The sequence below is a fragment of the Bacillus sp. 3G2 genome (genome assembly GCF_044324725.1).
Classification (GTDB): Bacteria; Bacillota; Bacilli; order Bacillales; family Bacillaceae_G; genus Bacillus_A; species Bacillus_A mobilis.
Map to the genome: position 1 here is coordinate 4,197,934 of NZ_CP172246.1, position 25,719 is coordinate 4,223,652.

The window sequence follows — 25,719 nt, forward strand, 5'->3', positions numbered from 1 at the left end:
AGCACAGAGTTTTTATCATTCTCTGTGCTTTTTTAGTGCTATAATATTGTAATCAATCGTAAAGGAGATCAAATATGGGAATTGAACTCGTTCACTTTAGCATTGGCAAACCGAAACAAATGAAATATGGCGAAGATAAAGAAATGATAACAGGTATATGTAAAGATTCTACAGAAGAAGCTTTTCTCTCAAAAGATGGCTTCCTTGGTGATGACGTGGCAGATTTAAAACATCACGGTGGGCCTGATCGCGCTGTTTGTGTATACCCACATGAGCATTACGCACTATGGGAAGAGGAATTTCAAACAACGCTTCCAGCTTCCACATTTGGTGAAAACATTACCGTAACAAATATGTTAGAGCGTGATGTATGCATCGGAGATACATATCAACTAGGTGAAGCAATCATTCAAGTGACGCAAGCCCGCGTACCTTGTAGCACAATTTCAAAACGTCTTGGCATCCCTGGCATTTTGCCGCGCATTGTAGCAACTGGATTTACTGGCTACTTATGCCGTGTTCTTCAAGAAGGTACTGTACGTAAAGATTCAAAAATTACATTACTAAAGCGTCCATCAAACAATGTATCTGTTTTATTCTCTAACGAAATTTATTTTCATAATAGAAAAGATAAAGACGGTATTGAAAAGATTCTTGCTGTTCCAGAACTAGCTGATATTTGGCGTGATCAGTTAGAAGATCGCCTTGTGAAGTTAAAATAAAGAATCCCACCATTTATAGGTGGGATTTTATTTATCTATCAGACAGTATACTACCGACTTAACTACAAACACTCTCCTTACAACCAATAAGAAGAATAACTCCCCAGCACAGTAACAGAAAAACCGAGTGCTTCAAGTTCCATCGTTACACCTGGCAATAATACATCATCGTATGCTTTATCGACATCGATTAAGAAAAAGTAATTTCCAAGACCTGTTTTCATCGGGCGCGATTCGATTTTTGATAGATTTAATTTTCTCCATGCGAAAGCTGATAACACTTGGTATAGTGCCCCTGCATAATCAGCAGGTAACGTTATCATAAGCGTCGTTTTCTCTCCGCGGTTTTCTCCGTTATTTGGGAGTATTGCTTTCTTTCTCTTATGGAGCACGAGGAAGCGTGTATGATTATTTTTATGTGTATGAATGCTACGTCTTACAATCGTTAATCCGTATTTTTCTGCAGCTGCTTCATTTGCAATAGCGGCAATTTTTTCTTCAGGATGTTCTTTCACATATTGCGCAGCAGCACTTGTTGATGTCATATCTCGGACAGTGACCCCTTTTAATTCTTCATTTAAAAACTTATGACATTGCGCAATAGCGTGCGGATGAGAATGCACTGCATATACTTCTTCCCACACTTCTGCATACTGCGGATGTACAAGTAAATGTTGCTGAATAGGTACTGTAATTTCTCCTACAATAGAAAGGGGTTGCTCATGTACAAGGTAATCAACTGTTATATTCACTGAACCTTCTATGGCGTTTTCTAGTGGTACCACTGCATAATCTACATTTCCATTTGCAGCTGCATCCATACAATCTGGAATCGTTCGATACGGTACATGCTCTGCTTCTGGAAAAAAACGACTCACCGCCATATTTGTAAATGTTGCTTCCGGTCCTAAATATCCTACTCGAATCATCGTCTTTTCCCCTCTTTTTCGTTTTCTTACTGTTATACCATACTTTTTTATATTCTTCTATGTAAATTTCGAATATTAAAAAAAGACTAGCATTCGCTAGTCTAAATGTTTCCTATATTCTCTTTGAGCGAAAAAGAAATACATGATGCACGCAGCGATATAAAATAGAATAAACAAGCCTACTTTTCTTAATGAACCATCCATAAAGAGCGTATTATGAAACGTATATAACGCAACTGCACTATGCATACTCCCTGCTATAATTGGCGCAAAAAATAGCATACACAATTGCCAGCGAGAAATCTTCCATACTTCTTCCTTCGTCATTCCCAGTTTAGAAAGTGCCCCGTACTGCTTTCTATCCGATGCAATATTATGAAACCATTTAAAATATACGATACTACATGATGTAAGGAAAAATAATATACTAATGAATGAGCCTATAAATAGAGTAATATTGCCGAACTCTTTCATATTCACATATAACTCCATATTACTTCGAAATGCGTTATTATCATCTTGTTTCATATGTTTCCGTAAATCTTCATTTAATTTTTTCGTATTTTCGATATTTGATAATGTGTATCCTCGATATATCATTTTTTCAGAATCAGGAATCTTATTTGCTATACTGTCAAAATCTTCATCATTCATAACGAAAAACAAACCGTTAATGTGCGCGAGATGATAATTAAATTGCGCCCCTTCTTTCTGACCGTTAAATACGAATTGATACGTTTGATTCATTACTTGCAATTGAATCTCTTTTTGATTATATACATTCGAATTATTGTATTTATTATAATAAACAAGTGTAACAGTTCCTTTTTTAGGATGATACGTTTTCTTTTTTTGTTTTCTTGCCTCCTGATTGTATTCACTTTCTTTAATGAGCGGCGCTACTTCTGTTTCCCCCTTGTTGGACTGAAAAGATGCATACACTCCAACAAAACTCATAGATTGAAAATCATCATACCCATACTGATGTAGTAACTTTTCAACCGCACCTTCCTCAAAGACTTCATGGGTAGAAATACCTTTTTCTATGTATGAAAATGAGTGTGCCCCCCCATCACGCCACATATCTTGCATGCTAGAAAAATATAAGAACACCGTACCTGTTGCCGTAACTACAAATGTCGTTGCCATAGAAAGCATAAAGAAAAAGCGACCATTTTCCTTCATTCGATGTGACAATTGATTCACTATAAATAAATACGGGTATGTATACATAATCTTTTTATTTCGTTTTATCATTTCTAACAATTGGATTGTACCGTGTGTAAAAGAAAAGTACGTTCCGAAAAAAACAAGTATAGACACAGGGAAAAAATATAATCCTATCGTTTCCATCGTCACTTGTAGCGCTAACGCGTATCCTGTCCCTAAACAAATAAAGCCACATATACAAAGCCACATTGATGTTTTCTTCTCTTTTTTATCAGTTCGAAATTCTTTCAATAACCGAATGATTTTTATATTCCATATACGTAAAGCACTTATAAAAGATAACAAAATAAAAACAACTATATATGTAATGAACGTTACCCCAATTGCTCCCACGTCAAATGTGACAGGGAGTTCTTTCAGAAGCCCCAGCAACATACTAAACACCATGAAGAAGAGCTTTAAAAAGATCATACCAAGCCCAATACCGAAAATATTAGCAAATACCCCGATCAACATTTGCTCAGTCATAATCATTCCTATTACGTTAGATTTCGTTGCTCCCATTAACATATATAATCCTAATTCTTTCTTACGTGCCTCTATGAAAATAGAAGTAGAATACAAAATAAATATGACGAAAAAAGAAATGATTATAACATTACATATGATAAGTCCCCAGCGTACGTTTTGATACCACAGCGTCTCCTGCATATACGGATGCACAATGACAGACATATATGCATAAGAAGCAAATATCGCAAAACAACTACTTAAGAAAAACACTTTATAATTACGCCAATTTCCTTTTATATTTTGCAAAGCTAATTGCCGAATGTTCATCTATCGTCCTCCTATAACTTACTACATGCGTAAAAAGCTAGAGGTTTCCCTAGCTTTTTACGTGTTTCAAATATCCTCTTTGCGCGATCATAAAGTAAATCGCAGAAGCTACAATGTATGCTCCAATTACAATCGCACCTGATTTCCATAAATCGAGATAAAGCATTTTTCCTAACGTATGAAGAGCAAATCCACTATGAATTGCACCGATTACAATTGGGATAAAGAAGATAACACCCATTTGTCGAATTGCAATTTTTCGAATTTCTTTATCTGTCATACCGATTCTCTTTAACGATTTAAATTGAATACGATCTTGCTCTTTATCGTTAAACCACTTAAAGTATGTCATACTACAAGCGAAGAAGAAGAACAGTACCGCTACAAAGAAACCGATGAACATCGTAATTGCTCCTGATTCCCTTATATTTTTATAAGCGAGCACCGAGTTGTTTAATTCCGCTTGCTTATCTGGTGCAATTTCCTTTTTCAAATCTAACACAAGATCTTCGGTACTTTTCCAATCTTCTATATAATAACCGTAATATTTCGTCTTTTCTTCATCTGGTACGAGCTTTGCGTATTTCTCAAAATCTTGATCATTCACAATGAGATATTCACTATCATTAAAAACAGAAAATGGAGTTGGTTCATTTAATTGAACAGACTGCGTTTGTCCGTTAATTTTAATCTCATACGGTTTCGAACGATCTATCTTCATCATATCGTTCGCCATATCCATTATGACCATCGTTGCACTACCTGGTGCATTATGAACTTCTCTAACTTGCTCTCTCTTTTGTTTACGTACTTCAGCGTTATATTCTTTTTCTGAAACAATCGCCATCGGTACTTCATGTTCACTGTTAAACATCGTGATTTTTTGAGTTCCAGGAAGTTTTACATACATTACTTCTCGCGCATCTTCAAATCCATGTTTTTTTATTAATTCTTTTGTTTTCCCATCTTTTATGACATTATGCGTATTTATTCCCTTTTCCTCATACGAAATAGCATGCGGGGTACTAGTCACTGCCTTATAACTCATATCCTCAAAAAATACGTACAGTGTACCAACTGCTGAAGATACAACGGCCGTAATGATAGAAATTACAAATAGAAAACGAGCATTATCTTTCATTTTATAAATAAGATTGCTAAGTACGAACATATTTGGATATGTATAAAAAGATTTTTTTCGTTTTTGTAACGCCTTTAACACGACTGTACTACCTTGTGTAAACAGCAAATAAGTTCCGCCTATCGTCAGCCCTACAATCGGTAAAAACAGCATGATAAAATTCATAAATGTCACTTGGAAGCTAAGTACATATGCAACAATAATACATCCTATACCCGCTACACATAACCATGTAAATGCAAAAGGTTCTATTTTTTGTTTTCTTGCTTCTCTTAATAAATCAATAATTTGCAAGCGTCCTACTGTCCAAACGCTAAACAATGATAGGATTAAAAATAGAATAAAGTATACACCTGCTGTAATCAAAACTGCTTTACTATTCCATACGAGTGGAAGTGTTTTATCTATTTTCAATATTACGCTTAATGCTTGAAAAAATAACTTTGAACAAAGCATACCAAGTCCAATACCTACTACAATTGCAATACTACCTAACATAAGCTGTTCTAATATAATCATTCGGCCAAGTTGAGATTTTGTTCCACCTATTAATGTTAATAAACCAAATTCTTTTTTCCTTGCTCGTAAAAATGTTGAATTTGCATATAAAATAAAGAGTGCTGAGAAAATGACTACAATATAATTCATCGATTCTAACCCTTTTGAAATCATATCCCTCATACTAATATTACCGCTTACGACATCTGGATGATAAATAAAGGAAGCATACATGAAAAATACGACTATCGATAGACAACTACTTATAAGAAACGCTTTATAATTACGCCAATTTCCTTTTACGTTATTAAGCGCGAGCTGGCGAAAGTTCATGATATTCTCCTCCTAGCATCGCAAGTACGTCCAGAATTTCTTGGAAAAAGGCTTGTTTCGTTCTTCCTTTATGTATTTCTGAGAAAATTTCTCCGTCGCGAATGAATAAAATACGTTCGCAATAACTCGCCGCTACCGGATCATGCGTTACCATTGCAATTGTTACTTTCTTTTGTTCATGTAAGTCTTGCAACGCGCTCATTAATGATTTTGCTGACTTCGAATCTAAATTTCCAGTTGGCTCATCCGCTAAAATTAAAGTAGGCTCATGAATAATTGCTCTCGCTGCTGCTGCACGTTGTTGTTGTCCGCCTGATACTTCATATACTTTTTTATTTAAAATTTCTTCGATATTTAAAAATTTTGCAATCTCAAGCACCTTTACATCGATTTCATTTACAGATTTCTTCGCCATGACAAGTGGTAAAATAATATTTTCTTTAATCGATAACGTATCAAGTAAGTTAAAATCTTGGAAGATGAACCCTAAATGTGTACGGCGAAACTCCGCTAATTTTGCAGCACGCATTTGATTAATTTCTTCGCCATTTACAAGCACATGACCTGAAGTTTGCTTATCGATTGTTGCTAATAAATTTAAAAGCGTTGTTTTCCCGCTTCCTGAAGGACCCATAATCCCTACAAATTCGCCTTCTTCTATTCTAAAATTTATATCATTTAAAGCAGTCGTCGCTACTGAACCTTTTGATTGATACACCTTTGTTAATCCTTTTACTTCAAGAACACTCATTTCTAATCCCCCTATGTGTTTTCTTCTTACATTTACTATAAGAAAAATAAGAAATAGAAACGAGTGATTTCCCTTACAAAACGTTTTGTTATCTTACAGTTTTGTCATTTTTCTCATTAATGTATGATATTCTTCATCTTTTGCAAATTGGAACGTGAATGTTGTCCCGTCTCCTTCAGCCGATTGCACATAAATACCGTGATGTAAATTATCGCAAATTTCCTTCGTAATATATAAACCCATTCCAGTCGCTTCTCTCGTTTTACGGCCATTTATTCCTGTAAAGAACGGATCAAATACTCGCTTTACATCTTGCTCTGGAATACCAATTCCATTGTCCTTAATATGTAATAACACCTTTTGATCTTTCTCTTCAATTTGAAATTGAATTTCCTTTTTCTCTACTTCTGAAATTTTCGTATACTTAATTGCATTTACAACAATTTGCCCTATAGCAATACTCAGCCATTTTCTATCAGATGCAACCATACAAGTATCTTCATCAAACATTACTTTCGGAAATACAGACGATTGAATGAACGACTTTCTATTTTCATTAATAATGCCTCGAATAATATCTACTACATTTACTACTTCTACTTTATAATCTTTTGCAAACTGTTCTAACCTTGCCATATGTAACGCTAAATCTAAACCATTTAGTATACGGTTATTTTCTTCACGAATACTTTCAACTGTTGCTCTTGCTTCACGATGCTCTTTACCAAACTTCTGTAATAGTAATTCTATAACCGATACTGGTGTTTTCATTTGATGAATCCACTGGTTCATAAATATCATTTGCTGTTGTTCTTTCGCATGTTGTTTATGAATTTCATTCATATATTGCTGTCTTAATAGCGTAAACGATTCAACGACCATCTCTTGCTCTGACGTATAAGAAGTATCAATAAGTAAAGAATCGTGTAATGTATTTCCGCCAGTAACATACTTTTCAATCCTATTTAAAAATACACTCCGTTTTCGATAATCGTAAATGAGGTATACAGCAAATACAACTGCCCCTAATAAAAGTCCATATAACCACGTACTCCAATCAATCGATCGCTTTTCTAAAAGACTTTGCAACTGCAGTACAAGCCCAAATAAACAAAGGCTAACAATATAAGAAAGAAGTAAAGAAAAGCGGTCCATGAGGTAATTTTTAACCTTCATGCCCTTCGCCCCACTCTGTAAGAAGCGCATAACCATATCCACGTTTCGTTACAATTGCATTTTTAATACCTAACTCCTCTAGTTTCTTCCTTACGCGTTTTACATTAACAGTTAATGTATTATCATCAACAAAAGCTACTTCATCCCACAGGGCTTCTAACAGTTCTTCGCGCGTTACATATTGATTTGCTTGTTTCATTAAACACTCTAATAGGTAAAATTCATTTTTTGTCAGCTCCGTTTGTTGCCCCTGCCACTCAACAATGTGTTGGGATGGAAATAATAACAGTCCATTTACACCTAAACAATCACTCTCAGCAACAGAGGCATACTCACCATAGCCACGGCGAAGTGCACTTTTCACCTTTGCCATCACGATATCTAAATGGAATGGCTTCGTAATGTAATCATCTCCACCATTTTCAATCGCCATTACTTGATCCATTTCCCCTGTTCTTGCAGAAACAAAAATAATTGGTGCATTCGATACAGTACGAATTTGACGACACCAATAAAACCCATCAAAATATGGCAAATTAATATCTAGTAATACGAGATGAGGATTTATTTTCACGAACTCATCTTTTATATGCCGTAAATCACTTGCTCTAAATGATTGATAGCCATACCTTTCTAAATGCTCTTCTAATATTCCCGCTATTTTTTCATCGTCTTCTACAATTAATATTTTATACATGTTCGTTTTCTCCCCATAAAAAAATTCTTCCAACACCACTCCTTGTTCTATTATAAATTGAAAATTTAATTAGTGGGTATTTTTTCCTATACGAATCAGACATTTACATAAAAAAAAGACTGCCATATTTCGGCAGTCTTAGTCGATAAATTCAAATTCATATTCAAGAATTTTTACAATATCTCCATCTTTTGCACCACGCGCACGAAGCGCTTCATCAATACCCATTCCGCGCATTTGGCGAGCGAAACGACGTATAGATTCATCACGTGAGAAGTCTGTCATTTTGAATGTCTTCTCAATATCATAACCAGAAATAACAAATGTGCCGTCACTTTCACGTGTAATTTCAAATTTAAGACTTTCAGCATCAAATTTGTACATTACACTTGCTTCAGACTCTTCGACAACATCGTACATTGGGAATTCTGGTGTTGTTTCTAGTAAGTTCGCTACTTCAAATAGTAAGTCACGAACACCTTGTTTCGTTACAGCTGAGATTGGGAAGATTTTTACTTCGTCTCCCACTTTCTCTTTAAATGCTTGTAAGTTTTCTTCTGCATCTGGCATATCCATTTTGTTTGCAACAACAACTTGTGGACGCTCTGTTAAACGCATATTGTATTCTTTTAATTCATTATTGATTGTTACGTAATCTTCATATGGTTCACGACCTTCTAAACCAGACATATCAATAACGTGTACGATTACACGTGTACGCTCAATATGACGTAAGAATTGGTGTCCAAGTCCGACGCCGGCATGTGCGCCTTCAATTAGTCCAGGAAGGTCAGCCATAACGAAGCTGCGGTTATCACCCGTTTCAACAACACCAAGATTTGGAACGATTGTTGTAAAGTGATACTCTGCAATTTTCGGACGCGCTGATGATACAACAGATAATAATGTAGATTTACCTACACTTGGGAATCCAACAAGTCCAACATCTGCTAGCACTTTAAGTTCTAGAATGACATCACGTTCTTGACCTGGTTCCCCGTTCTCAGCGATTTCTGGCGCTGGATTCGTTGCTGTTGCGAAACGTGAGTTACCACGGCCACCACGACCACCTCTTGCGATTACAGCTGTTTGCTCATGCGTTACTAAATCGGCAAGAATTTGTCCTGTTTTTTCATCTTTTACTATTGTTCCTGGTGGAACCTTTACGATTAAATCTTCAGATTTACGACCGTGCTGACCTTTACTCATTCCGTGCTGACCACGATCAGCTTTGAAATGACGTTGGTAGCGGAAGTCCATTAATGTACGTAAGCCTTCCTCAACAACGAAAACAACATCTGCACCTTTACCACCGTCGCCACCTGCTGGGCCACCTTTAGGTACATACTTCTCACGACGATACGCAACCATTCCGTTACCACCGTCGCCGCCTTTTACATATATCTTGACCTGATCTACAAACATTATTTCACCACACTTTTTTCAATTGGTTGTAATATAACTGAGACTTCTTCGTCTCGTACTGTATAAGAAATGGAATACCATTTATTGTTTTGGGTCGCAAGCCAATTCTGTAGTTCTTCTACACTCGTTAGCTTACCACGAAAATCAAAAAAGAAACGAGCATTCTCCGCGTCACATTCAATTGTGATACAAACATAATTTTCAACATATACGTCTAAACTATGCTGAAGCATTGAGAAAAATTGATTCGTCCATGTACATACAGTCTCATCTAAGTGAGATAAGTTATGTAATTTCCCTAATACTTCGTACTCCAATAAGCACGGCTGCTGTTTCCAATTATATGTTAAAATCCACTCTGAAAATAAAGGCATTGATAGCCCTATCAGATTGGATTCTTGTCTCGCTTCTTGGACAAAACGATCGATGAGACTATGAATCTCTTCCACTTTTCCAAGGGAAAGGTTTCCTTTCACCATCTGCATACGATTGAGCCAATCATGTCTTGAATGACGCAATGCATCTATAATTGTCCATTTTTCATTCATTTAGATACCCCTTAATATAGAAAAACTCTAACCTGCACTCAGGTTAGAGTTTTCCGTGAGTTCTTATGCTTCTTGAGCAACAGGATATACGCTCACTTGTTTGCGGTCACGGCCAAGACGCTCAAAGCGTACTACGCCGTCAACTTTCGCGTATAAAGTGTCATCGCCACCACGACCAACGTTAACACCTGGATAAATTTTTGTACCGCGTTGACGGTAAAGAATTGAACCACCTGAAACCGTTTGACCATCTGCGCGTTTAGCACCAAGACGTTTTGACTGAGAGTCACGACCGTTCTTTGTACTACCTACACCTTTCTTAGATGCGAAAAACTGAAGATCTAATCTTAACATACGTTACACCTCCTGCACTTTTTCTATTAAACGGATATACTTTCCGTAATCAAGTTCGATCGTCTTAAGCGAAACAACCAATCCTTCTAAAAGCGTTTGTGCTTTTTCTGCTGCATGAACGTCTAAATCATTAGGCAATTCATACGTTAAGAATCCGCCATCACTTCCGAGTTCAATAGTTGCCTGCACATTACAAAGTTCTTCCACTGCATTTATAGAACCAAACACAACCGCTGTAGTTCCAGCACAGACAAGGTCTTGTCCATGTGGCGCATAATTGGCATGTCCAGTCATTTTAAATGATTGGATACTTCCTAATTTCGTGCGACTTATCGTAATTTTAATCATGTTAACCTGGATTAAGCGTTGATAGCTTCAACAACTAGCTTAGTGTAAGGTTGACGATGACCTTGTTTCTTACGATTGTTCTTTTTCGCTTTGTATTTGAAAACGATGATTTTCTTAGCGCGACCTTGTTTTTCAACTTTCGCAGTAACTGTTGCACCTTCTACAACTGGGCTACCAACTTTAACGTTTTCGCCACCAACGAAAAGAACTTTGTCAAAAGTAACAGTTTCACCAGCTTCAACATCTAATTTTTCAATGTAGATTGCTTGACCAGCTTCAACTTTAATTTGTTTTCCACCTGTTTCGATAATTGCGTACATACTTGCACCTCCTCTTAATTACTAAGACTCGCCAAAAACGAGGTAGACATAAATGTCTTTAGGGAACCTGTTTTGTGCGGTTGTAGCATATAGCCGTTTAGGTGCTATAAACTATAACATAAAGATGTTACCATAATTCATTGACTATTGTCAATGAAAGTTCTACTAACTATTTTTTCCGTTCTGCAATTTCTTTTTTACTTCCAAAACGGATAATAGCGTACTTTTCGATCATATCATCTTTGAAATAAATTTCAAATGGAATATTTTTTTGTAATTCTTTTTGCAAAAATTGTTTTTGTAATTCTTTAGGTGCAGCGATTAATACTGCCTCATCCTCTATATCGCCATATGTAATTAGCTCTCTCTCTAACTCATACGCAATTGTTTCATATGACATTACATACCCTGTCGCTTTGCACGGTATACACTCTTCTAGCAATACGTCGCGTAAAGAATGTTTCTTACGTTTACGTGTCATCTCCAAAATCCCTAACTCTGTAAAACCGAGCACTCTCGTATATGTGCGATCATTTTGCATAGCAGCCATGAGACATTCTCTTACCTTTTCTTTATCTTCTCTTCTTTTCATATTAATAAAATCAATTAATATCATACCACCGATATCACGCAGTCTTAATTGACGTGCAATCTCTTCAGCTGCCGCCTCATTTGTACGAAGGACTGTATCTTGTAAATTCTGTTTTCCAGTAAACTTGCCCGTATTCACATCAATTACAGTCATCGTCTCCATTTGTTCCACAATTAAATAAGCACCATTCGGGAGCCACACAATTTTTTGAAGTGCTTTCTCAACCTCACGCTCTATTCCAAAATGGTTAAACATTGAAGATTTTTCATTATAAAAAGATACTTTTTCTTTCCCTACTTTTTCTTCTAATTCTTTCACTATACTTCTTGTATCTACAACTACTCTTTCAATCGTTTCAATTGGATTTTCTTGAAATACACGATCTAAAAAGGTGGCCGGTCGATGAAGTAGCAACGGTGCCTTTCCCTGGCCCTCTTTTCTTTTTAACTCTTCATATAACTGCTGTAACCTTTGCATTTCAGCTTGTATTTCTTCAATTTCTCCTTTCTCAGAAGCAGATCGGAAAATGTACCCTCCTGTCCCTTCTACCTCAATTTGGAGTAGCTGTTGTCTTCTTTTATTATTTTTTATCTTTCGAGAAACTGCACGCATTTCATCGTATGGCATATAAACGACATATTTCCCGGTAAATTCTATGTTTGCTGTCAATTTCGGCCCTTTCGTATCAATTGCCTCTTTCACAACTTGTACGAGTACCGCTTGCCCTTCATGTATACGATAGGAAGATGGTACATCATCATATGAAAGGTACGCATGTTTTTCTAAACCGATGTTTACAAATGCTGCGTTCATTCCAGCGATTGTTCTTACGATACGTCCGGCATAAATATGCCCAACAATCTCTTGTTCTTCATTTCGTTTCCATAAAAACTCAACAATTTTTTTCTTCTCTTCAATTGCAACGCGTTTTTCCGATCCTGCGTAGTTTATATATAACGTTTTCAAAATGCTTTCCTCACTTTATAATCTTCTTTGCTTTTACAATAATAAAAGGTTAGTGCTATCGTCAACACTAACCGATTAATTCTTCAACAGACGAAGTTGTTCGTTTTTCAGTAAAATACGCATAGAGTAATTCATTTTCATCCAATGTGTAATGTTCTTTATATTTTCCATGGACGATAATAGAGTGCTTATACCCTCTACGAAATTTTGTGAAGATCGTATATAAACGATCTTCTGATTGCACTTCAATAGATGCAATCTTTTCAATTCCTCTTTTGTTCCCATAATAACGTTCTAATAAAAAACGCATAAAGGCATACTGTTTTTGTTTCCACTCTTGATATAACGACACCGCTAAAAATATGAGTAGTACCCACATCATAATATTGTTACTATTCCAAAGTAACTGCCACACTAGTATTACACTAAAAAAAACACATGATAATTTCATCATCTTTTCATGTGCTTGTAAATAAGGAAAACGATATGATAATACGTTAAACAATACTTTCCCGCCATCAAGCGGCCAAATAGGCAGTAAATTAAATGCTAAAATAATTATATTATTCCACATAAAGAAATAATATAAATCCGCACCAAGCCAACCAGCTTCAAACACTATATAACCTACCGCCATCATCCAAATATGTTGTATAGGTCCTGCAATTACGACAACTAGTTCCTCTTTCAATGACTTATTCCCATGTTCCTCAAGCTCAGCCACGCCACCAAACGGTAAAAGTTGAATCTTTTTAATACGCCAATTGTAGTGTGCCGCCGCAAAGGCGTGCCCAAGTTCATGGATAAGAACGATACAAAATAACAGGAGTAACTCTTTAAAACGTGCCGTAAAAATACCAATGACAATAATAACCCAAAACAACGGATGCACTGAAATCTTCGTTAAAACTTCTCTATATTTAATCAAATGAAATCACCTGAATCGGGTCAATAAATTTTTCATTCTTTTTTATCGCGAAATAAAACTTACCATTTTTATTATTTGCATCATTATTCACCGTTCCAATTTTTTGTTTCTTTGAAACGTAATCATATAATTTCACTGACATGTCATTTAAATTCGCATACCAAGATTCCGTTCCATCTGCATGCTGAATTTGAACTGTATTACCAAGTTCCTCTTTCTTCCCTGCAAAAACAACTAATCCTTCATTCACTGACTCAACAGTTGCATTTGTAGCTGTTTGAACAAATACACCTTGGCCATTTTTTTGAAACCCTTGCATTACCTTTCCAGACGCAGGAATTGCATAATCTTTTTGCTGAATGGTTCCTTCTTTTTTCTCAGTAGGTGAATAAAATACAAGCGGTTTTCCAAACTGCTTTTCGTACCATTTCGCTACAGTAGCAAACTGAAATTCTTCTTTCATCACTTTCTCTGTAACAGCTTTAGCACCTTCGAAAGAAGAGGGTGCATTCTTATATAAAATAGCGACAGAAAGAACTAATATTGCTGATAACAAAACTTTGAAAAAAAATACTTCTTTTCGAAATAAAGGATGAATTTCCTTTTCTCCATCTTCAATAAATACTGTTTCACTATCAAAATTCCCTCCAGCAAAATACTGCTCTTCCTCCATCCTTTCTTGCTCTGCCTTCCTTTTCGCAATCCGTTTTTTAATTTCTTCTACACGTTTATTCTTCATACTGTCTCCTTTCTTTCGTTAAGCTAATTAAAATAGAAACAGTTGTATACAGTTTGTACATATGTATGAGCTAAAAAAGAAAGATATTCGTGTGAAGAAAAAAGAAAGCACTTCGCATATGCGCGAAGTGCTTTTAACGGATTCCAAAGAAGTTTTTCATCTTTGTAAATACCGATACCTTTTCTTGTTCAAATGCTTGCAATGGTACATTCTCACCCAGCAAGCGTCTTGCAATATTACGATAAGCTAACGCTGCTTTTCCGCTCGGTTGCAACGCTACAGGTTCACCTGTATTTGTAGCACGAATAACTTCATCATCATCCTCGACAACACCAAGAAGCTCGATTGACAATGTACGTACGATTTCATCAACATCTAACATATCCTGCTCATGAAGCATATGACTACGCACACGATTAATAACAAGTTTTGGTGGTTCAATATCCTCTTTTTCTAAAAGCCCGATAATACGATCTGCATCGCGCATTGAGGATACCTCTGGCGTCGTAACAACGATTGCTTTATCCGCACCAGCTACCGCGTTTTTAAATCCCTGCTCAATCCCCGCAGGACAATCAATTAATATGTAATCATAATCTTGACGTAATACTTGTATTAATTCATCCATTTGTTCAGGTGTTACCGCTGATTTATCACTCGTTTGTGCTGCAGGTAATAAATAAAGATCATCAAAACGCTTATCTTTAATAAGCGCCTGAGGTAAACGGCAACGCCCTTCAACGACATCAACAAGATCAAATACAATACGATTTTCCAGCCCCATTACTACGTCTAAGTTTCGAAGACCGATATCTGTGTCAATTAAGCACACTTTCTTTCCAGATAACGCTAGGGCTGTACCAATGTTCGCAGACGTTGTAGTTTTACCTACTCCGCCTTTTCCAGATGTAATTACTATTGCCTCTCCCACAGCTATACAATTCCCCTTTCTAACTTTGTTAAATTAGGTCTAAGATGAGTGAGAAGTTGCAGTCGATCGACAACAATGTGATTGTTCTCATTAATATACGCACATTCTGCCGCCTCCGCTCCGTCTTCTTTCTCTTCCGGAGCCCGCATTGCCACATCACTAATTCGAAGTTGCATCGGGTTCATATCAGATGCAGCGATTACAGCATCCGAATCCCCATAATACCCAGCATGTGCAATTCCTCTTAATGATCCTACGACAAAAATATTCCCCCCAGCGATAACCGTTCCGCCTGGATTAACATCTCCAATTAACAATAAATTTCCTTTTACATGTAAAACTTGTCCAGAGCGAACAATTTTGGAAATAGGGACAATTTCTGTTTCTTCTTTCCAAGCTATTGCTTCTGCTTTAGTTATAACATCACTTTCAATTGAATCCACAACAAGATTCTTTTTATTACGAATTAACGTACGAATCTCTTCTTGTTGGACTTCTGTTAAATAACGATTTCCCACTTTCACATGCACTTCAATTAAAGAGCGCCCATCACCATCATAGTAATGTGTAGAAAGCTTTTCATCCAATTCCTCTAGTAATTCAGAGAATGAACAACAATCATCTAAATGAAGCGTTATTCCGTCTTTTGTCCCTTTTATTGTTACATTTTGTTGCTTTTTTTCTTCCACTAAAGTTCACCCCACCGATTCAATTCGACATAAAATTAGAAAATCCTTTTTTCTTTTTCTTCCATCGCTTTTGAAAGACGCACTAAATATCGTCTCAGTGGGAAACAAACTATCAATAAGAAAATTGCATTTAGCAATACAGTAGACAGGAGACGATCTGTGAAAAAGACATACGCTGACATATGAGTACGTCCTAACAAAGTTAAAAATCCATACACATAATACTCTAGTGCTACAATACCTGCTAGTACAATAGAAGCAACAATAAATAAATTCGATTGTAATATCTTCATCACACTATAAACTAAATAAGCTAAAATCGGATACGCAAAAATATATATACCGACAAGTTCTGTGTATACGGTATCAAATAAGAAACCAAATAAGAGTCCGTAATAAATCCCTTGGACCGGACTATAGTACACAGTAATAAAACATAATACAATTATAAAGAAATGAGGTGCTGCTATACTGTCTTTCCAAAAAACCTCTGTTGGAACAATAGTAGCAAACATATTTTCAAATAGAAAAACAAAAAGGAGCAAAAGAGGAAGAGCTGCTCTTTTTAAAATCTTCATCATCTCTTCTCCCCCTCCTATTCTAATGGCGCTGAAGGCGTTGCACGTTTAGCAACCATAATATGCTCTACGTCATTCAAGTCAGCGGCCGGTTTTACATAAGCTGTTTTTGTTAAGCCGTATGGATCTGGCTGCACATCAACAATTGTCCCAATTACAAGACCTTTCGGGAAAATATCACCAAGTCCAGATGTTACGACTAATTGATCTTTCGCTACCTGAGCATCAGAGCCGATCTTTGTGAAAAGAAGTAAGTGCTTTTCTTTGTCGTAACCTTCAATCAATCCGAAGATTTTCTCATCACCTTGTACGATAGCAGAAACACGATTTGTTCGGCTCATAGAGCTTAGCAATTCTACTGATGATGTAAACTGAGATACACTTTTCACTCGTCCAACTAGACCTTGTGAAGTTACTACAGCCATATCTTTTTTAATTCCTTGCTGTGCTCCTTTATCAATTCCGATTAAATCGTACCATTTATCTGGATTACGAGAAACAACAGTAGCTGGAATTTCAGTATATTGGCTATTTAACTCTTTTTTACCTGTTAACTCTTGTAACTTCTTGTTATCATCTTCTAATTGTTTTACTTTCCCTGATAAACCTGCATAATTATCTAATTTTGCTTTTAATTCTTTATTCTCTTCATACGTGCGCTTTACATCCTCTACATTTTCGAAGAATCCAGCTACGTATTTCGCTGGCTTTTGGAATACACGTTCTACAACACCGACAGTGTCTTTAACAAACTGCTCTGGCCATGTTAAACTGTTCCGTTCTTTCAATGAGATTCCAATCAATGCCACGAGAAGAATAATACTAACTAACAAAACAATTAATCTTTTGTTTAAGAAAAACTGTGGCACGTTCACACCCTCTTAATTTCATTGATTTTTATTTTGCGATATTATCGAGCAGCAGTTTTGAAAAGATCGATATTGTCTAATGCTTTACCCGTTCCAATTGCTACGCAATCTAATGGGTCTTCTGCAACAAGAACTGGCATATTTGTCTCTTCACTAATCACTTTATCTAAGTTACGTAGTAATGCTCCGCCACCTGTTAATACGATACCACGGTCCATAATGTCTGCCGCTAATTCAGGTGGAGTTTTCTCTAACGTATTTTTAACAGATTCTACAATTGCATCTACTGTATCTTTTAATGCATCTGCGATTTCTTCTGGCTGAATTAGTACTGTTTTTGGTAAACCACTTACTAAATCACGACCGCGAATTTCCATAGGCTCGATACCTTCTGGCTCGCCTGCAGAACCGATTTCTAATTTTAATGCTTCAGCTGTTCTTTCACCAATCATTAAGTTGTAGCTTTTCTTAATGTACTGAATGATTGAATCATCCATATCATCACCAGCAACACGAACTGATTGACTTGTTACAATACCACCTAAAGAAATGATTGCAACTTCTGTTGTACCACCACCGATATCAACAACCATACTACCAGTTGGTTCCCAAACAGGTAAGTTTGCACCAATTGCTGCTGCAAATGGTTCTTCAATTGGATAAGCATCACGAGCACCCGCTTGACGAGTCGCATCGATTACTGCACGTCTTTCTACAGCTGTAATACCAGACGGTACACATACCATTACGTATGGTTTACGTGAGAAGAATCCATTTGATTTTTGAGCTTGTTGAATGTAATATTTCATCATTGTTGCTGTCGTTTCGTAATCAGCAATTACACCGTCTTTCATCGGGCGAAGTGCCACAACGTTTCCTGGTGTACGACCAATCATTTGTTTTGCATCGCTACCTACAGCAACGATTTGTTTCGTATCAGTTTGTAACGCTACTACTGAAGGTTCACGTAAAACTACACCTTTTCCTTTTACATATACAAGCGTGTTCGCAGTTCCTAAATCTATTCCAAGATCGCGAGTAAAGCCACCAAATCCAAACATATTATTTATCTTCCTTTCTTGTTTTCACGGACTCATTTTTTCTTACTTTATATTATAAAAACAGTACGTTTTTTATATCTTTATCCTTCTTGTAGATAAATTTCTACAAAAAACTCATAAATCACATTATAAAACAAAATAAGTAAAAAGCATAGTCTTAAATATGACCTTTTTCCTTTAAACTCACGAATTTATGGTCACCTATTATAATATGGTCAAGCACTTCAATTCCGATAATTTGGCCACATTCTACTAAGCGTTTTGTTACTTCAATATCCTCTCGGCTCGGCGTGGGGTCTCCTGAAGGGTGGTTATGAAGACATATGATAGAGGCTGCTGCACGGCGGAACGCTTCTTTAAAAACTTCCCTTGGATGTACAATTGATGTGTTTAAACTTCCAATGAAAATCGTTTGCCTATGTATAACTTGATTCTTTGTGTTCAAATATAAACATACAAAATGCTCCTGCTGCAGGAAGCGCATTTCTTCCATCATATATCTCGCACAATCTTCTGGGCTTCGAATGCTGTATCTATTTTGATATTCTAAACGTACCATTCTTCTACCAAGTTCAAAAGCAGCTATAAGCTGGGCTGCCTTTGCAATCCCAACACCATGTATACTGACAAGCTCTTCTAACGTTGCATCTTTCAACATACGTAAACCATCAAAGTGATGTAAAATTTTATCTGATAACTTTAAAACTGTTTCTTCTTTAGAACCTGTTCTGAGTAACACCGCAAGAAGCTCCCGATTCGATAAACTTCCTGCTCCTTCTAACAATAAACGCTCCCGTGGCTGTTCTTCTTTGACAACATCACGAATACCGTTCATTTCTCCACCCCTTTTATTTGTTATCTCAAAGAAAATCCCATGCATTTTTACGCATGGGTTACATCAATATTGAATTGTTTTAATTCCCGAACAAGACGTGAAATTGGTAAACCGACTACACTATAATAGTCCCCTTGAATATGTTGAACAAAAATAGATCCTTTACCTTGAATTCCATAACTTCCCGCTTTATCAAGAGGCTCTTTTGATGCAACGTATGCGTCAATTTCCTCTTCTGTTAATTCCCAAAACGTAACTTCTGTACGCTCGTAAAAAGTGACTGTTTTGTCTTTTGTTATAATTGCAACACCAGTATACACTTCATGTGTTTTCCCTGATAATAATTGCAACATTTCTTTCGCCTCAGCTTCATTAGAAGGCTTTCCAAGAATACGCGATTCATATGTAACAATTGTGTCTGCACCTAACACAATATGATCACTGTTATTTTCCGCTACCGCAGATGCTTTTTGCAGGGCAAGGGACATTACAATATCAGAAGGTGATGAGTACGCACCAATCGTTTCTTCTACTTCACTTACAATGATTTCAAATGGTACATCCGCTAACTCAAGCAGTTCCTTCCTGCGAGGTGACCCTGATGCTAAAATAATTTTTCTCATATTTTCTCCTTCCTTTCTCACATGAAGCAGAATCATTTATATCAATCGTATCAAAGGAATAGTTTGTCCACAAATGAAAGAAATATTATTTTTTCTAAACAAAATAATACTTTTTCACTAAAATACGATTATATTCCTGCCGTAGAGAAAGCACTTTGCTCTAAATTCAAAAGAAAAGAAAGAAGTACCTATCCTTCTTCCTTCGTCATTTCATTATCCTATTATTTCACCTTTTGTGAAACAATTTTTTCATATGAAAGTATACCATCAATAATAACTTGATTTAATTTCGTCAAAGATTCCTTATCACCTTTTCCATCCTTCACTGTTTGCACAGCTACTGACGTATACATATACAATTTCTTCGCTTCTTCCTGCTTCATACTTTTCCCTTCTTTTTCAATTGCTTTCCACTCTTTTTCAATCGCACCTACATCTTTTGCATTACTTTTTCCACTAGCTTGTACGCTAGAAGCATATTTTGCTAAATGAGTATATAATGGCTGTACTTTTGTTAAAAACGCACCAACTTCTTTATCATCTTTAAGTAATGCTTTATCTGTTATATCCCAGTTCTTTTTCAATACAGAGACATTATCATTTTTATACTGCGTCATTAATTGGTTTATATCTTGTTCATCACTAGCAATGCCAACAACTAATGCATACTTATCACCGCTCGGTTTTAAAGCTGCTACGCCTCCATTACCTTTCCACTCTTCAAGAGCGGCCTGTCCCTTTTCTTCGGAAGAATAAATCCCTCCTTGAACAAAAAATAATTTCATTGTATCTAATGACGTTCCTGCCTGCGCTTTTTGTTTTTCCTCTTTTGGTGCTGGTGTTTGTTCTGACGTTCCACCCATCTTTGATTCTTCATTTTGCATCTGCTTCGAAGCTGTTACTTCACTTTCCCCCGTCGCCCCTTGCCCTTTAAGTAACTGTAGCATTCCCATCCCAAACGCCGTACCAATAACAATCGCAGTTGCAACGATTGCAATTAACGTATTGCTCCACTTCTTTCGTTTTTTTTCCGTAGACACTAATTTCGCTTTTTGGAACGGAACAACGTTTTTCGGTCTTTCACTTTCTACTACCATCCATTCAAATTCATCTTTCTTCTTCTCCTCATACTTCGCTTCTGTTCCATTCACTTTCACTGAGATCGTTCGTGATTGCTTGTCCATACACTCACACCTCACCTCTTATCGTTGTCCGCATCATATCATATTCCTTTCACAAAAAAACGAGATATTTGTCAGAGAAATTCGCCAAATAACCCTATATATTTATCTTATATGTATGCATTTGACTTCATTTGTAGAACAAAAAAACTAGATAGCAAAGACTATCTAGTTTTTCTCGCGAATATATTTTCGAACTTCCGAAATGAAATAAAGAGAACCTGTTATGATAAAAACATCATTTTCTCCAATCATTTCAACCTTTGTATCAATTGCCTCTTTCCAATTTTCAAAAACTAGTTTTGACTCTTTCTTTGCATAAGATGCAAGCTTATCAGCAGAAATAGCTCGATCAAAGGCGAATGTTGTAAAAATAATTTCATCGGCAATTGTTTCTAATTGACCTACCATATTATGCAACTGTTTATCACCAAGGGCAGTAAATAAAACTATTACATTTTTATCTTTGTAATGTGAGTCTACTGTTTTCACAAGACTTTCGATACCTTCTGGATTATGGGCACCATCTATAATAATATCTGGATTACTTTGCAGTTTTTCAAATCGTCCAATCCAATACGCTTCCTGTAATCCAGTTCTCATTTCTTCTTCCTCAATTAAAAATGATAAGTATGTTTTGACATACATGACTGCCATAAGTGCAAGTGCTGCGTTTCCTACTTGGTGACTACCTTTCATTGAGATTCGCACATCTTCAAAATTAGCGAAAGGACAAGTGAAATCGAACTGTTCTCCATCTTTGCTAGACTGTTTATGTAACGCTGTAAAATGGTTACCCATCTCGTATAAGTTTGCATGATTTTCCTTTGCAACCTTTTGAATGACTTGCAATGCTTCCTCATTTTGTACACCAGTAATAACTGGAACACCAGACTTAATAATTCCCGCCTTCTCATATGCAATTTCTCCTAGTGTATTCCCTAAAATATGCATATGATCGTGGCCGATATTTGTAATCATCGTGAGAACAGGATGAATAACATTCGTAGAATCAAAGCGTCCTCCAAGCCCTGTTTCAAATAAAACAACATCACAGAAATTAACTTTACCGAAATAACAAATTGCCATAACAGTAATAATTTCAAACTCAGTTGCTTCCCCTAAATCCGTCTCATCTAGTTTTTCAACGACTGGCTTTACCATCTTTACAAGTTCAGTAATCTCTTCATCTGCAATTGGTGCTCCGTTCACACTAATACGTTCGTTAAATGTTTCAATATAAGGAGAGGTAAATGTTCCCACCTTATATTTTGCATCTTCTAACATGTAGCGCATATATGTTAACGTTGAACCTTTTCCATTTGTACCAGCAAGATGAACACATTTTATGTGACGTTCTGGATTTCCGAGCTCTTCTAGCATCCATCTCATTCTTTCTAATCCTGGTTTAATACCAAACTTCAATCGGCTATGAATCCACCCTATCGCTTCTTCGTATGTATGTATCACGTATGCTTTCCCCTTTCAAAAGACAACCTTTATCCTCCTATTATACGCAAAGAAAAGAGACTCACCAATATAGTGAGTCTCTAAAAAACATTTTATTTCTCAAGATCTGCTAGACGTTGGCGAACTGCTTCACGTTTTTCTAGGTAGTCTTGCTCTTTCGCACGCTCTCCATCGATAACTGCTGCAGGAGCTTTCGCTACGAAACCTTGGTTTGAAAGTTTCTTCTGTACACGTTCTACTTCTTTGTCAAACTTCTCAAGTTCTTTCTCAAGACGCGCTTTTTCTTCATCAAGATTGATAAGATCAGCTAATGGTAAGAATAACTCTGCACCTGATACGATTGCAGTCATTGCTTTTTCTGGCGCTTGTAAATCCGTTTGAATTGTTAATTCGCTTGGGTTACAGAAACGCTCAATGTAAGAGCTGTTTTTCGTAAGTTGAGCAAGTACAGCCTCATCTTTTGCTTTAATTTGCATTTGAACTTTTTTGCTCATTGGCGTATTAACTTCTGCACGGATGTTACGAACAGAGCGAATGATATCAACTAGAAGGTGCATTTCTGCTGCCGCTTCTTTATCTTGTAAATCTTCGCGAACTGTTGGCCACGCTGCTACTGTAATAGACTCGCCTTCATGCGGTAAATGTTGCCAAATTTTCTCTGTTACGAATGGCATGAATGGGTGTAATAGACGCATTGTTTGGTCTAATACATAAGCTAAAATAGAACGAGTTGTTTTCTTAGCTGATTCATCTTCACCGTATAGAGGAAGTTTCGCCATCTCAATGTACCAGTCACAGAAATCGTCCCAGATGAAGTTGTATAATGAACGACCAGCTTCACCGAACTCATATTTATCCATGTTACGTGTTACGCTTTCGATTGTTTCGTTTAAGCGAGTTAAAATCCACTTATCCGCAACTGATTTTTCGCCAGTTAAATCGATTTCTTCATACTTCATATCATCCATGTTCATTAATACGAAACGTGATGCATTCCAAATTTTATTAATGAAGTTCCAAGTAGATTCTACTTTCTCCATGCTGAAACGTAAATCTTGACCTGGTGCACTTCCTGTTGATAAGAAATAGCGCATTGCATCTGCACCGTACTTCTCGATAACATCCATTGGATCAATACCGTTACCAAGAGATTTACTCATTTTACGTCCTTGCTCATCACGAACTAACCCGTGAATTAATACATCTTTAAATGGACGCTCTCCTGTAAACTCTAAACCTTGGAAGATCATACGAGATACCCAGAAGAAGATGATGTCATAACCCGTTACTAGTGCATCTGTTGAATAGTAACGTTTGAAGTCTGCTGCATCTTCATTTGGCCAACCAAGTGTTGAGAATGGCCATAGTGCCGAACTGAACCATGTATCAAGTACGTCGTTATCTTGATTCCAGTTTTCAATGTCTGCTGGTGCTTCTGTACCTACGTATACTTCACCAGTTTCTTTATGATACCAAGCTGGAATGCGGTGTCCCCACCATAATTGACGAGAAATACACCAGTCGTGAATGTTTTCCATCCAGCGTAAATATGTGTTTTCGAAACGCTCTGGTACGAACGTTACTTTCTCTTCTTCTTTTTGTTGAAGCGCTACTGCCTTCTCAGCAAGTGGAGCCATTTTTACGAACCATTGTGTTGATAAGTAAGGCTCAACAACTGCACCACTACGCTCACTGTGACCTACTGAATGCATATGAGGCTCGATTTCTACTAATACGCCCGCTTCTTGTAAGTCTTTTACTAACGCTTTACGACATTCGAAACGATCCATGCCGTTATACTTACCAGCCTTTTCATTCATCGATCCATCTTCGTTCATTACTAAGATACGTGGTAAGTCATGACGGTTACCTACTTCAAAGTCATTCGGGTCATGAGCTGGTGTAATTTTTACAACGCCTGTTCCGAAATCTTTTTCTACGTACTCATCAGCAATAATCGGAATCTCACGGCCTACGATTGGAAGTGTAACTGTTTTTCCGATTAAATGCTTGTAACGATCGTCTTCTGGATGAACTGCTACTGCTGTATCACCAAGCATCGTTTCTGGACGAGTTGTTGCAAGACGAATATGACCAGAACCATCTGTTAACGGATAGTTCATATGGTAGAATGCACCTTGAACTTCTTTATGAATTACTTCAATATCAGAAAGGGCTGTGCGTGTTGCTGGGTCCCAGTTGATAATATATTCACCACGGTAAATTAAGCCTTTTTCATATAATTGAACGAATACTTTATTAACTGCATCAGATAAACCTTCGTCTAATGTGAAACGCTCGCGAGAATAGTCTAGTCCTAAACCAACTTTCCCCCATTGTTGACGAATGTGAGACGCGTATTCTTCTTTCCATTCCCAAGCTTTTTCTAGGAACTTCTCACGGCCAAGATCGTAACGTGAAATACCTTCTTCACGAAGTTTTCCTTCTACTTTCGCTTGTGTTGCGATACCCGCATGGTCCATTCCTGGAAGCCATAATACATCGTATCCTTGCATACGCTTCGTACGAGTTAAAATATCTTGAAGAGTTGTATCCCAAGCATGACCTAAGTGTAACTTACCAGTTACGTTCGGAGGTGGAATTACAATTGTATACGGCTGTTTCTTCTCGTCTCCTGTTGCTTCAAAATATTTGCCTTCTAACCACCACTGATAAAGGCCTTCTTCAACGGACATATGATCATATTTAGTTGGTAAATTCTTTTCCGTGTTTGACATTATTTTCCCTCCTTAAAATAAAAAATGCCCCTCATCCAAAAAAGGACGAGGGACATCGCGGTACCACCTTTATTTACAAACAAATTCAGAATTTGCTTATACTCTTAATTTGATAACGGACAAATCCGTCTTTTCCTAATGAGAACTATTCTGTTCAGAAAAGATGCTCCAGGGCTACCTTCTAACATAACTATCTAGAGAATCTCCCAGCTAATGATTCTCCTCTCTGAAGACGTTTCTTGTTATACTCTTCCCCTTCAAGGCATT

Annotated in this window: 25 protein-coding genes and 2 other annotated features (1 of these 27 only partly in view); of the genes, 1 reads left to right on the forward strand and 24 read right to left on the reverse strand. The window is 36.8% G+C overall.

Annotated features, from left to right (window positions below; genetic code table 11):
- Window positions 1-74: 74 nt before the first annotated feature.
- Entirely contained in the window at window positions 75-722 is a 648-nt protein-coding gene (locus ACHZK0_RS21550; RefSeq protein WP_242254923.1) for an MOSC domain-containing protein, read from the forward strand.
- 77 nt (window positions 723-799) lie between these two features.
- Here ACHZK0_RS21550 and pheA read toward each other — a convergent pair whose 3' ends face one another.
- The 24 genes from pheA to ACHZK0_RS21670 form a co-directional block, all read right to left on the reverse strand.
- Window positions 800-1,651: a prephenate dehydratase gene (gene pheA / locus ACHZK0_RS21555; RefSeq protein WP_097951044.1), complete on the reverse strand. Its 852-nt coding sequence runs from the start codon at window positions 1,649-1,651 to the stop codon at window positions 800-802.
- A gap of 96 nt (window positions 1,652-1,747) precedes the next feature.
- Window positions 1,748-3,661: an ABC transporter permease gene (locus tag ACHZK0_RS21560; protein WP_395760860.1), complete on the reverse strand. Its 1,914-nt coding sequence runs from the start codon at window positions 3,659-3,661 to the stop codon at window positions 1,748-1,750.
- A 49-nt stretch (window positions 3,662-3,710) separates the two neighbouring features.
- Window positions 3,711-5,633 (reverse strand): FtsX-like permease family protein, encoded by a 1,923-nt coding sequence (locus ACHZK0_RS21565; protein WP_395760861.1) that lies wholly within the window; start codon window positions 5,631-5,633, stop codon window positions 3,711-3,713.
- Complete coding sequence (locus ACHZK0_RS21570) at window positions 5,608-6,384, reverse strand: ABC transporter ATP-binding protein (protein ID WP_395760862.1); 777 nt, start codon at window positions 6,382-6,384, stop codon at window positions 5,608-5,610. The genes ACHZK0_RS21565 and ACHZK0_RS21570 overlap by 26 nt, the downstream gene beginning before the upstream one ends.
- Before the next feature lie 93 nt (window positions 6,385-6,477).
- Window positions 6,478-7,560, reverse strand: coding sequence for a HAMP domain-containing histidine kinase (locus ACHZK0_RS21575; protein ID WP_262740336.1), 1,083 nt, complete (start codon window positions 7,558-7,560; stop codon window positions 6,478-6,480).
- Complete coding sequence (locus ACHZK0_RS21580) at window positions 7,550-8,257, reverse strand: response regulator transcription factor (RefSeq protein ID WP_063261314.1); 708 nt, start codon at window positions 8,255-8,257, stop codon at window positions 7,550-7,552. Before ACHZK0_RS21580 ends, ACHZK0_RS21575 begins: the two co-directional genes overlap by 11 nt.
- Before the next feature lie 138 nt (window positions 8,258-8,395).
- Window positions 8,396-9,682, reverse strand: coding sequence for a GTPase ObgE (gene obgE / locus ACHZK0_RS21585; protein ID WP_000497121.1), 1,287 nt, complete (start codon window positions 9,680-9,682; stop codon window positions 8,396-8,398).
- Complete coding sequence (locus ACHZK0_RS21590) at window positions 9,682-10,230, reverse strand: sporulation initiation phosphotransferase B (protein WP_061677164.1); 549 nt, start codon at window positions 10,228-10,230, stop codon at window positions 9,682-9,684. The genes obgE and ACHZK0_RS21590 overlap by 1 nt, the downstream gene beginning before the upstream one ends.
- Window positions 10,231-10,293: 63 nt before the next feature.
- Entirely contained in the window at window positions 10,294-10,584 is a 291-nt protein-coding gene (gene rpmA, locus ACHZK0_RS21595; protein ID WP_000944957.1) for a 50S ribosomal protein L27, read from the reverse strand.
- A gap of 3 nt (window positions 10,585-10,587) precedes the next feature.
- Window positions 10,588-10,932: a ribosomal-processing cysteine protease Prp gene (locus ACHZK0_RS21600; protein WP_061677162.1), complete on the reverse strand. Its 345-nt coding sequence runs from the start codon at window positions 10,930-10,932 to the stop codon at window positions 10,588-10,590.
- 11 nt (window positions 10,933-10,943) lie between these two features.
- Window positions 10,944-11,252, reverse strand: coding sequence for a 50S ribosomal protein L21 (gene rplU / locus ACHZK0_RS21605; protein WP_000270907.1), 309 nt, complete (start codon window positions 11,250-11,252; stop codon window positions 10,944-10,946).
- Between the two features lie 14 nt (window positions 11,253-11,266).
- Window positions 11,267-11,344 (reverse strand) — a sequence feature (ribosomal protein L21 leader region).
- Window positions 11,345-11,421: 77 nt separating this feature from the next.
- Complete coding sequence (locus tag ACHZK0_RS21610) at window positions 11,422-12,810, reverse strand: Rne/Rng family ribonuclease (RefSeq protein WP_270605850.1); 1,389 nt, start codon at window positions 12,808-12,810, stop codon at window positions 11,422-11,424.
- 67 nt (window positions 12,811-12,877) lie between these two features.
- Window positions 12,878-13,738, reverse strand: a complete 861-nt coding sequence (spoIVFB, locus tag ACHZK0_RS21615) for a stage IV sporulation intramembrane metalloprotease SpoIVFB (protein WP_242254943.1) — start codon at window positions 13,736-13,738, stop codon at window positions 12,878-12,880.
- On the reverse strand, window positions 13,731-14,477 hold the full coding sequence (gene spoIVFA / locus ACHZK0_RS21620) for a stage IV sporulation protein SpoIVFA (protein WP_242254945.1): 747 nt from the start codon (window positions 14,475-14,477) through the stop codon (window positions 13,731-13,733). Before spoIVFA ends, spoIVFB begins: the two co-directional genes overlap by 8 nt.
- 133 nt (window positions 14,478-14,610) lie before the next feature.
- A complete protein-coding gene (minD, locus tag ACHZK0_RS21625; protein ID WP_000503310.1) occupies window positions 14,611-15,408 on the reverse strand; it encodes a septum site-determining protein MinD in 798 nt (265 codons plus the stop codon).
- Window positions 15,409-15,410: 2 nt separating this feature from the next.
- Window positions 15,411-16,097, reverse strand: coding sequence for a septum site-determining protein MinC (minC, locus tag ACHZK0_RS21630; protein ID WP_000391511.1), 687 nt, complete (start codon window positions 16,095-16,097; stop codon window positions 15,411-15,413).
- A gap of 35 nt (window positions 16,098-16,132) precedes the next feature.
- A complete protein-coding gene (mreD, locus tag ACHZK0_RS21635) occupies window positions 16,133-16,678 on the reverse strand; it encodes a rod shape-determining protein MreD (protein WP_242240559.1) in 546 nt (181 codons plus the stop codon).
- 14 nt (window positions 16,679-16,692) lie between these two features.
- Complete coding sequence (mreC, locus tag ACHZK0_RS21640; RefSeq protein WP_242240561.1) at window positions 16,693-17,544, reverse strand: rod shape-determining protein MreC; 852 nt, start codon at window positions 17,542-17,544, stop codon at window positions 16,693-16,695.
- Window positions 17,545-17,585: 41 nt separating this feature from the next.
- The gene (gene mreB / locus ACHZK0_RS21645) at window positions 17,586-18,605 is read right to left on the reverse strand and encodes a cell shape-determining protein MreB (RefSeq protein WP_000466737.1); all 1,020 of its coding nucleotides are present in this window, start codon (window positions 18,603-18,605) and stop codon (window positions 17,586-17,588) included.
- A 157-nt stretch (window positions 18,606-18,762) separates the two neighbouring features.
- The gene (gene radC / locus ACHZK0_RS21650; protein ID WP_001013378.1) at window positions 18,763-19,440 is read right to left on the reverse strand and encodes a DNA repair protein RadC; all 678 of its coding nucleotides are present in this window, start codon (window positions 19,438-19,440) and stop codon (window positions 18,763-18,765) included.
- A gap of 47 nt (window positions 19,441-19,487) precedes the next feature.
- Entirely contained in the window at window positions 19,488-20,063 is a 576-nt protein-coding gene (locus ACHZK0_RS21655) for a Maf family protein (RefSeq protein ID WP_242254947.1), read from the reverse strand.
- A 221-nt stretch (window positions 20,064-20,284) separates the two neighbouring features.
- A complete protein-coding gene (locus tag ACHZK0_RS21660) occupies window positions 20,285-21,247 on the reverse strand; it encodes a stage II sporulation protein B (protein WP_242254949.1) in 963 nt (320 codons plus the stop codon).
- A gap of 165 nt (window positions 21,248-21,412) precedes the next feature.
- Entirely contained in the window at window positions 21,413-22,714 is a 1,302-nt protein-coding gene (locus ACHZK0_RS21665) for a bifunctional folylpolyglutamate synthase/dihydrofolate synthase (protein WP_242254951.1), read from the reverse strand.
- Between the two features lie 92 nt (window positions 22,715-22,806).
- A complete protein-coding gene (locus tag ACHZK0_RS21670) occupies window positions 22,807-25,452 on the reverse strand; it encodes a valine--tRNA ligase (RefSeq protein WP_242254954.1) in 2,646 nt (881 codons plus the stop codon).
- Window positions 25,453-25,490: 38 nt separating this feature from the next.
- Window positions 25,491-25,719: a binding site (T-box leader), on the reverse strand (it continues 3 nt past the right edge of the window).

Excerpts from the sequence above, each read along its gene's own strand:
- ACHZK0_RS21550 (WP_242254923.1), top strand. The coding sequence starts at position 75 with ATGGGAATTGAACTCGTTCACTTTAGCATTGGCAAACCGAAACAAATG.
- pheA (WP_097951044.1), bottom strand. The coding sequence starts at position 1,651 with ATGATTCGAGTAGGATATTTAGGACCGGAAGCAACATTTACAAATATG.
- ACHZK0_RS21560 (WP_395760860.1), bottom strand. The coding sequence starts at position 3,661 with ATGAACATTCGGCAATTAGCTTTGCAAAATATAAAAGGAAATTGGCGT.
- ACHZK0_RS21565 (WP_395760861.1), bottom strand. The coding sequence starts at position 5,633 with ATGAACTTTCGCCAGCTCGCGCTTAATAACGTAAAAGGAAATTGGCGT.
- ACHZK0_RS21570 (WP_395760862.1), bottom strand. The coding sequence starts at position 6,384 with ATGAGTGTTCTTGAAGTAAAAGGATTAACAAAGGTGTATCAATCAAAA.
- ACHZK0_RS21575 (WP_262740336.1), bottom strand. The coding sequence starts at position 7,560 with ATGAAGGTTAAAAATTACCTCATGGACCGCTTTTCTTTACTTCTTTCT.
- ACHZK0_RS21580 (WP_063261314.1), bottom strand. The coding sequence starts at position 8,257 with ATGTATAAAATATTAATTGTAGAAGACGATGAAAAAATAGCGGGAATA.
- obgE (WP_000497121.1), bottom strand. The coding sequence starts at position 9,682 with ATGTTTGTAGATCAGGTCAAGATATATGTAAAAGGCGGCGACGGTGGT.
- ACHZK0_RS21590 (WP_061677164.1), bottom strand. The coding sequence starts at position 10,230 with ATGAATGAAAAATGGACAATTATAGATGCATTGCGTCATTCAAGACAT.
- rpmA (WP_000944957.1), bottom strand. The coding sequence starts at position 10,584 with ATGTTAAGATTAGATCTTCAGTTTTTCGCATCTAAGAAAGGTGTAGGT.
- ACHZK0_RS21600 (WP_061677162.1), bottom strand. The coding sequence starts at position 10,932 with ATGATTAAAATTACGATAAGTCGCACGAAATTAGGAAGTATCCAATCA.
- rplU (WP_000270907.1), bottom strand. The coding sequence starts at position 11,252 with ATGTACGCAATTATCGAAACAGGTGGAAAACAAATTAAAGTTGAAGCT.
- spoIVFA (WP_242254945.1), bottom strand. The coding sequence starts at position 14,477 with ATGAAGAATAAACGTGTAGAAGAAATTAAAAAACGGATTGCGAAAAGG.
- mreD (WP_242240559.1), bottom strand. The coding sequence starts at position 16,678 with ATGATGAAGATTTTAAAAAGAGCAGCTCTTCCTCTTTTGCTCCTTTTT.
- mreB (WP_000466737.1), bottom strand. The coding sequence starts at position 18,605 with ATGTTTGGATTTGGTGGCTTTACTCGCGATCTTGGAATAGATTTAGGA.
- radC (WP_001013378.1), bottom strand. The coding sequence starts at position 19,440 with ATGAACGGTATTCGTGATGTTGTCAAAGAAGAACAGCCACGGGAGCGT.
- ACHZK0_RS21655 (WP_242254947.1), bottom strand. The coding sequence starts at position 20,063 with ATGAGAAAAATTATTTTAGCATCAGGGTCACCTCGCAGGAAGGAACTG.
- ACHZK0_RS21660 (WP_242254949.1), bottom strand. The coding sequence starts at position 21,247 with ATGGACAAGCAATCACGAACGATCTCAGTGAAAGTGAATGGAACAGAA.
- ACHZK0_RS21670 (WP_242254954.1), bottom strand. The coding sequence starts at position 25,452 with ATGTCAAACACGGAAAAGAATTTACCAACTAAATATGATCATATGTCC.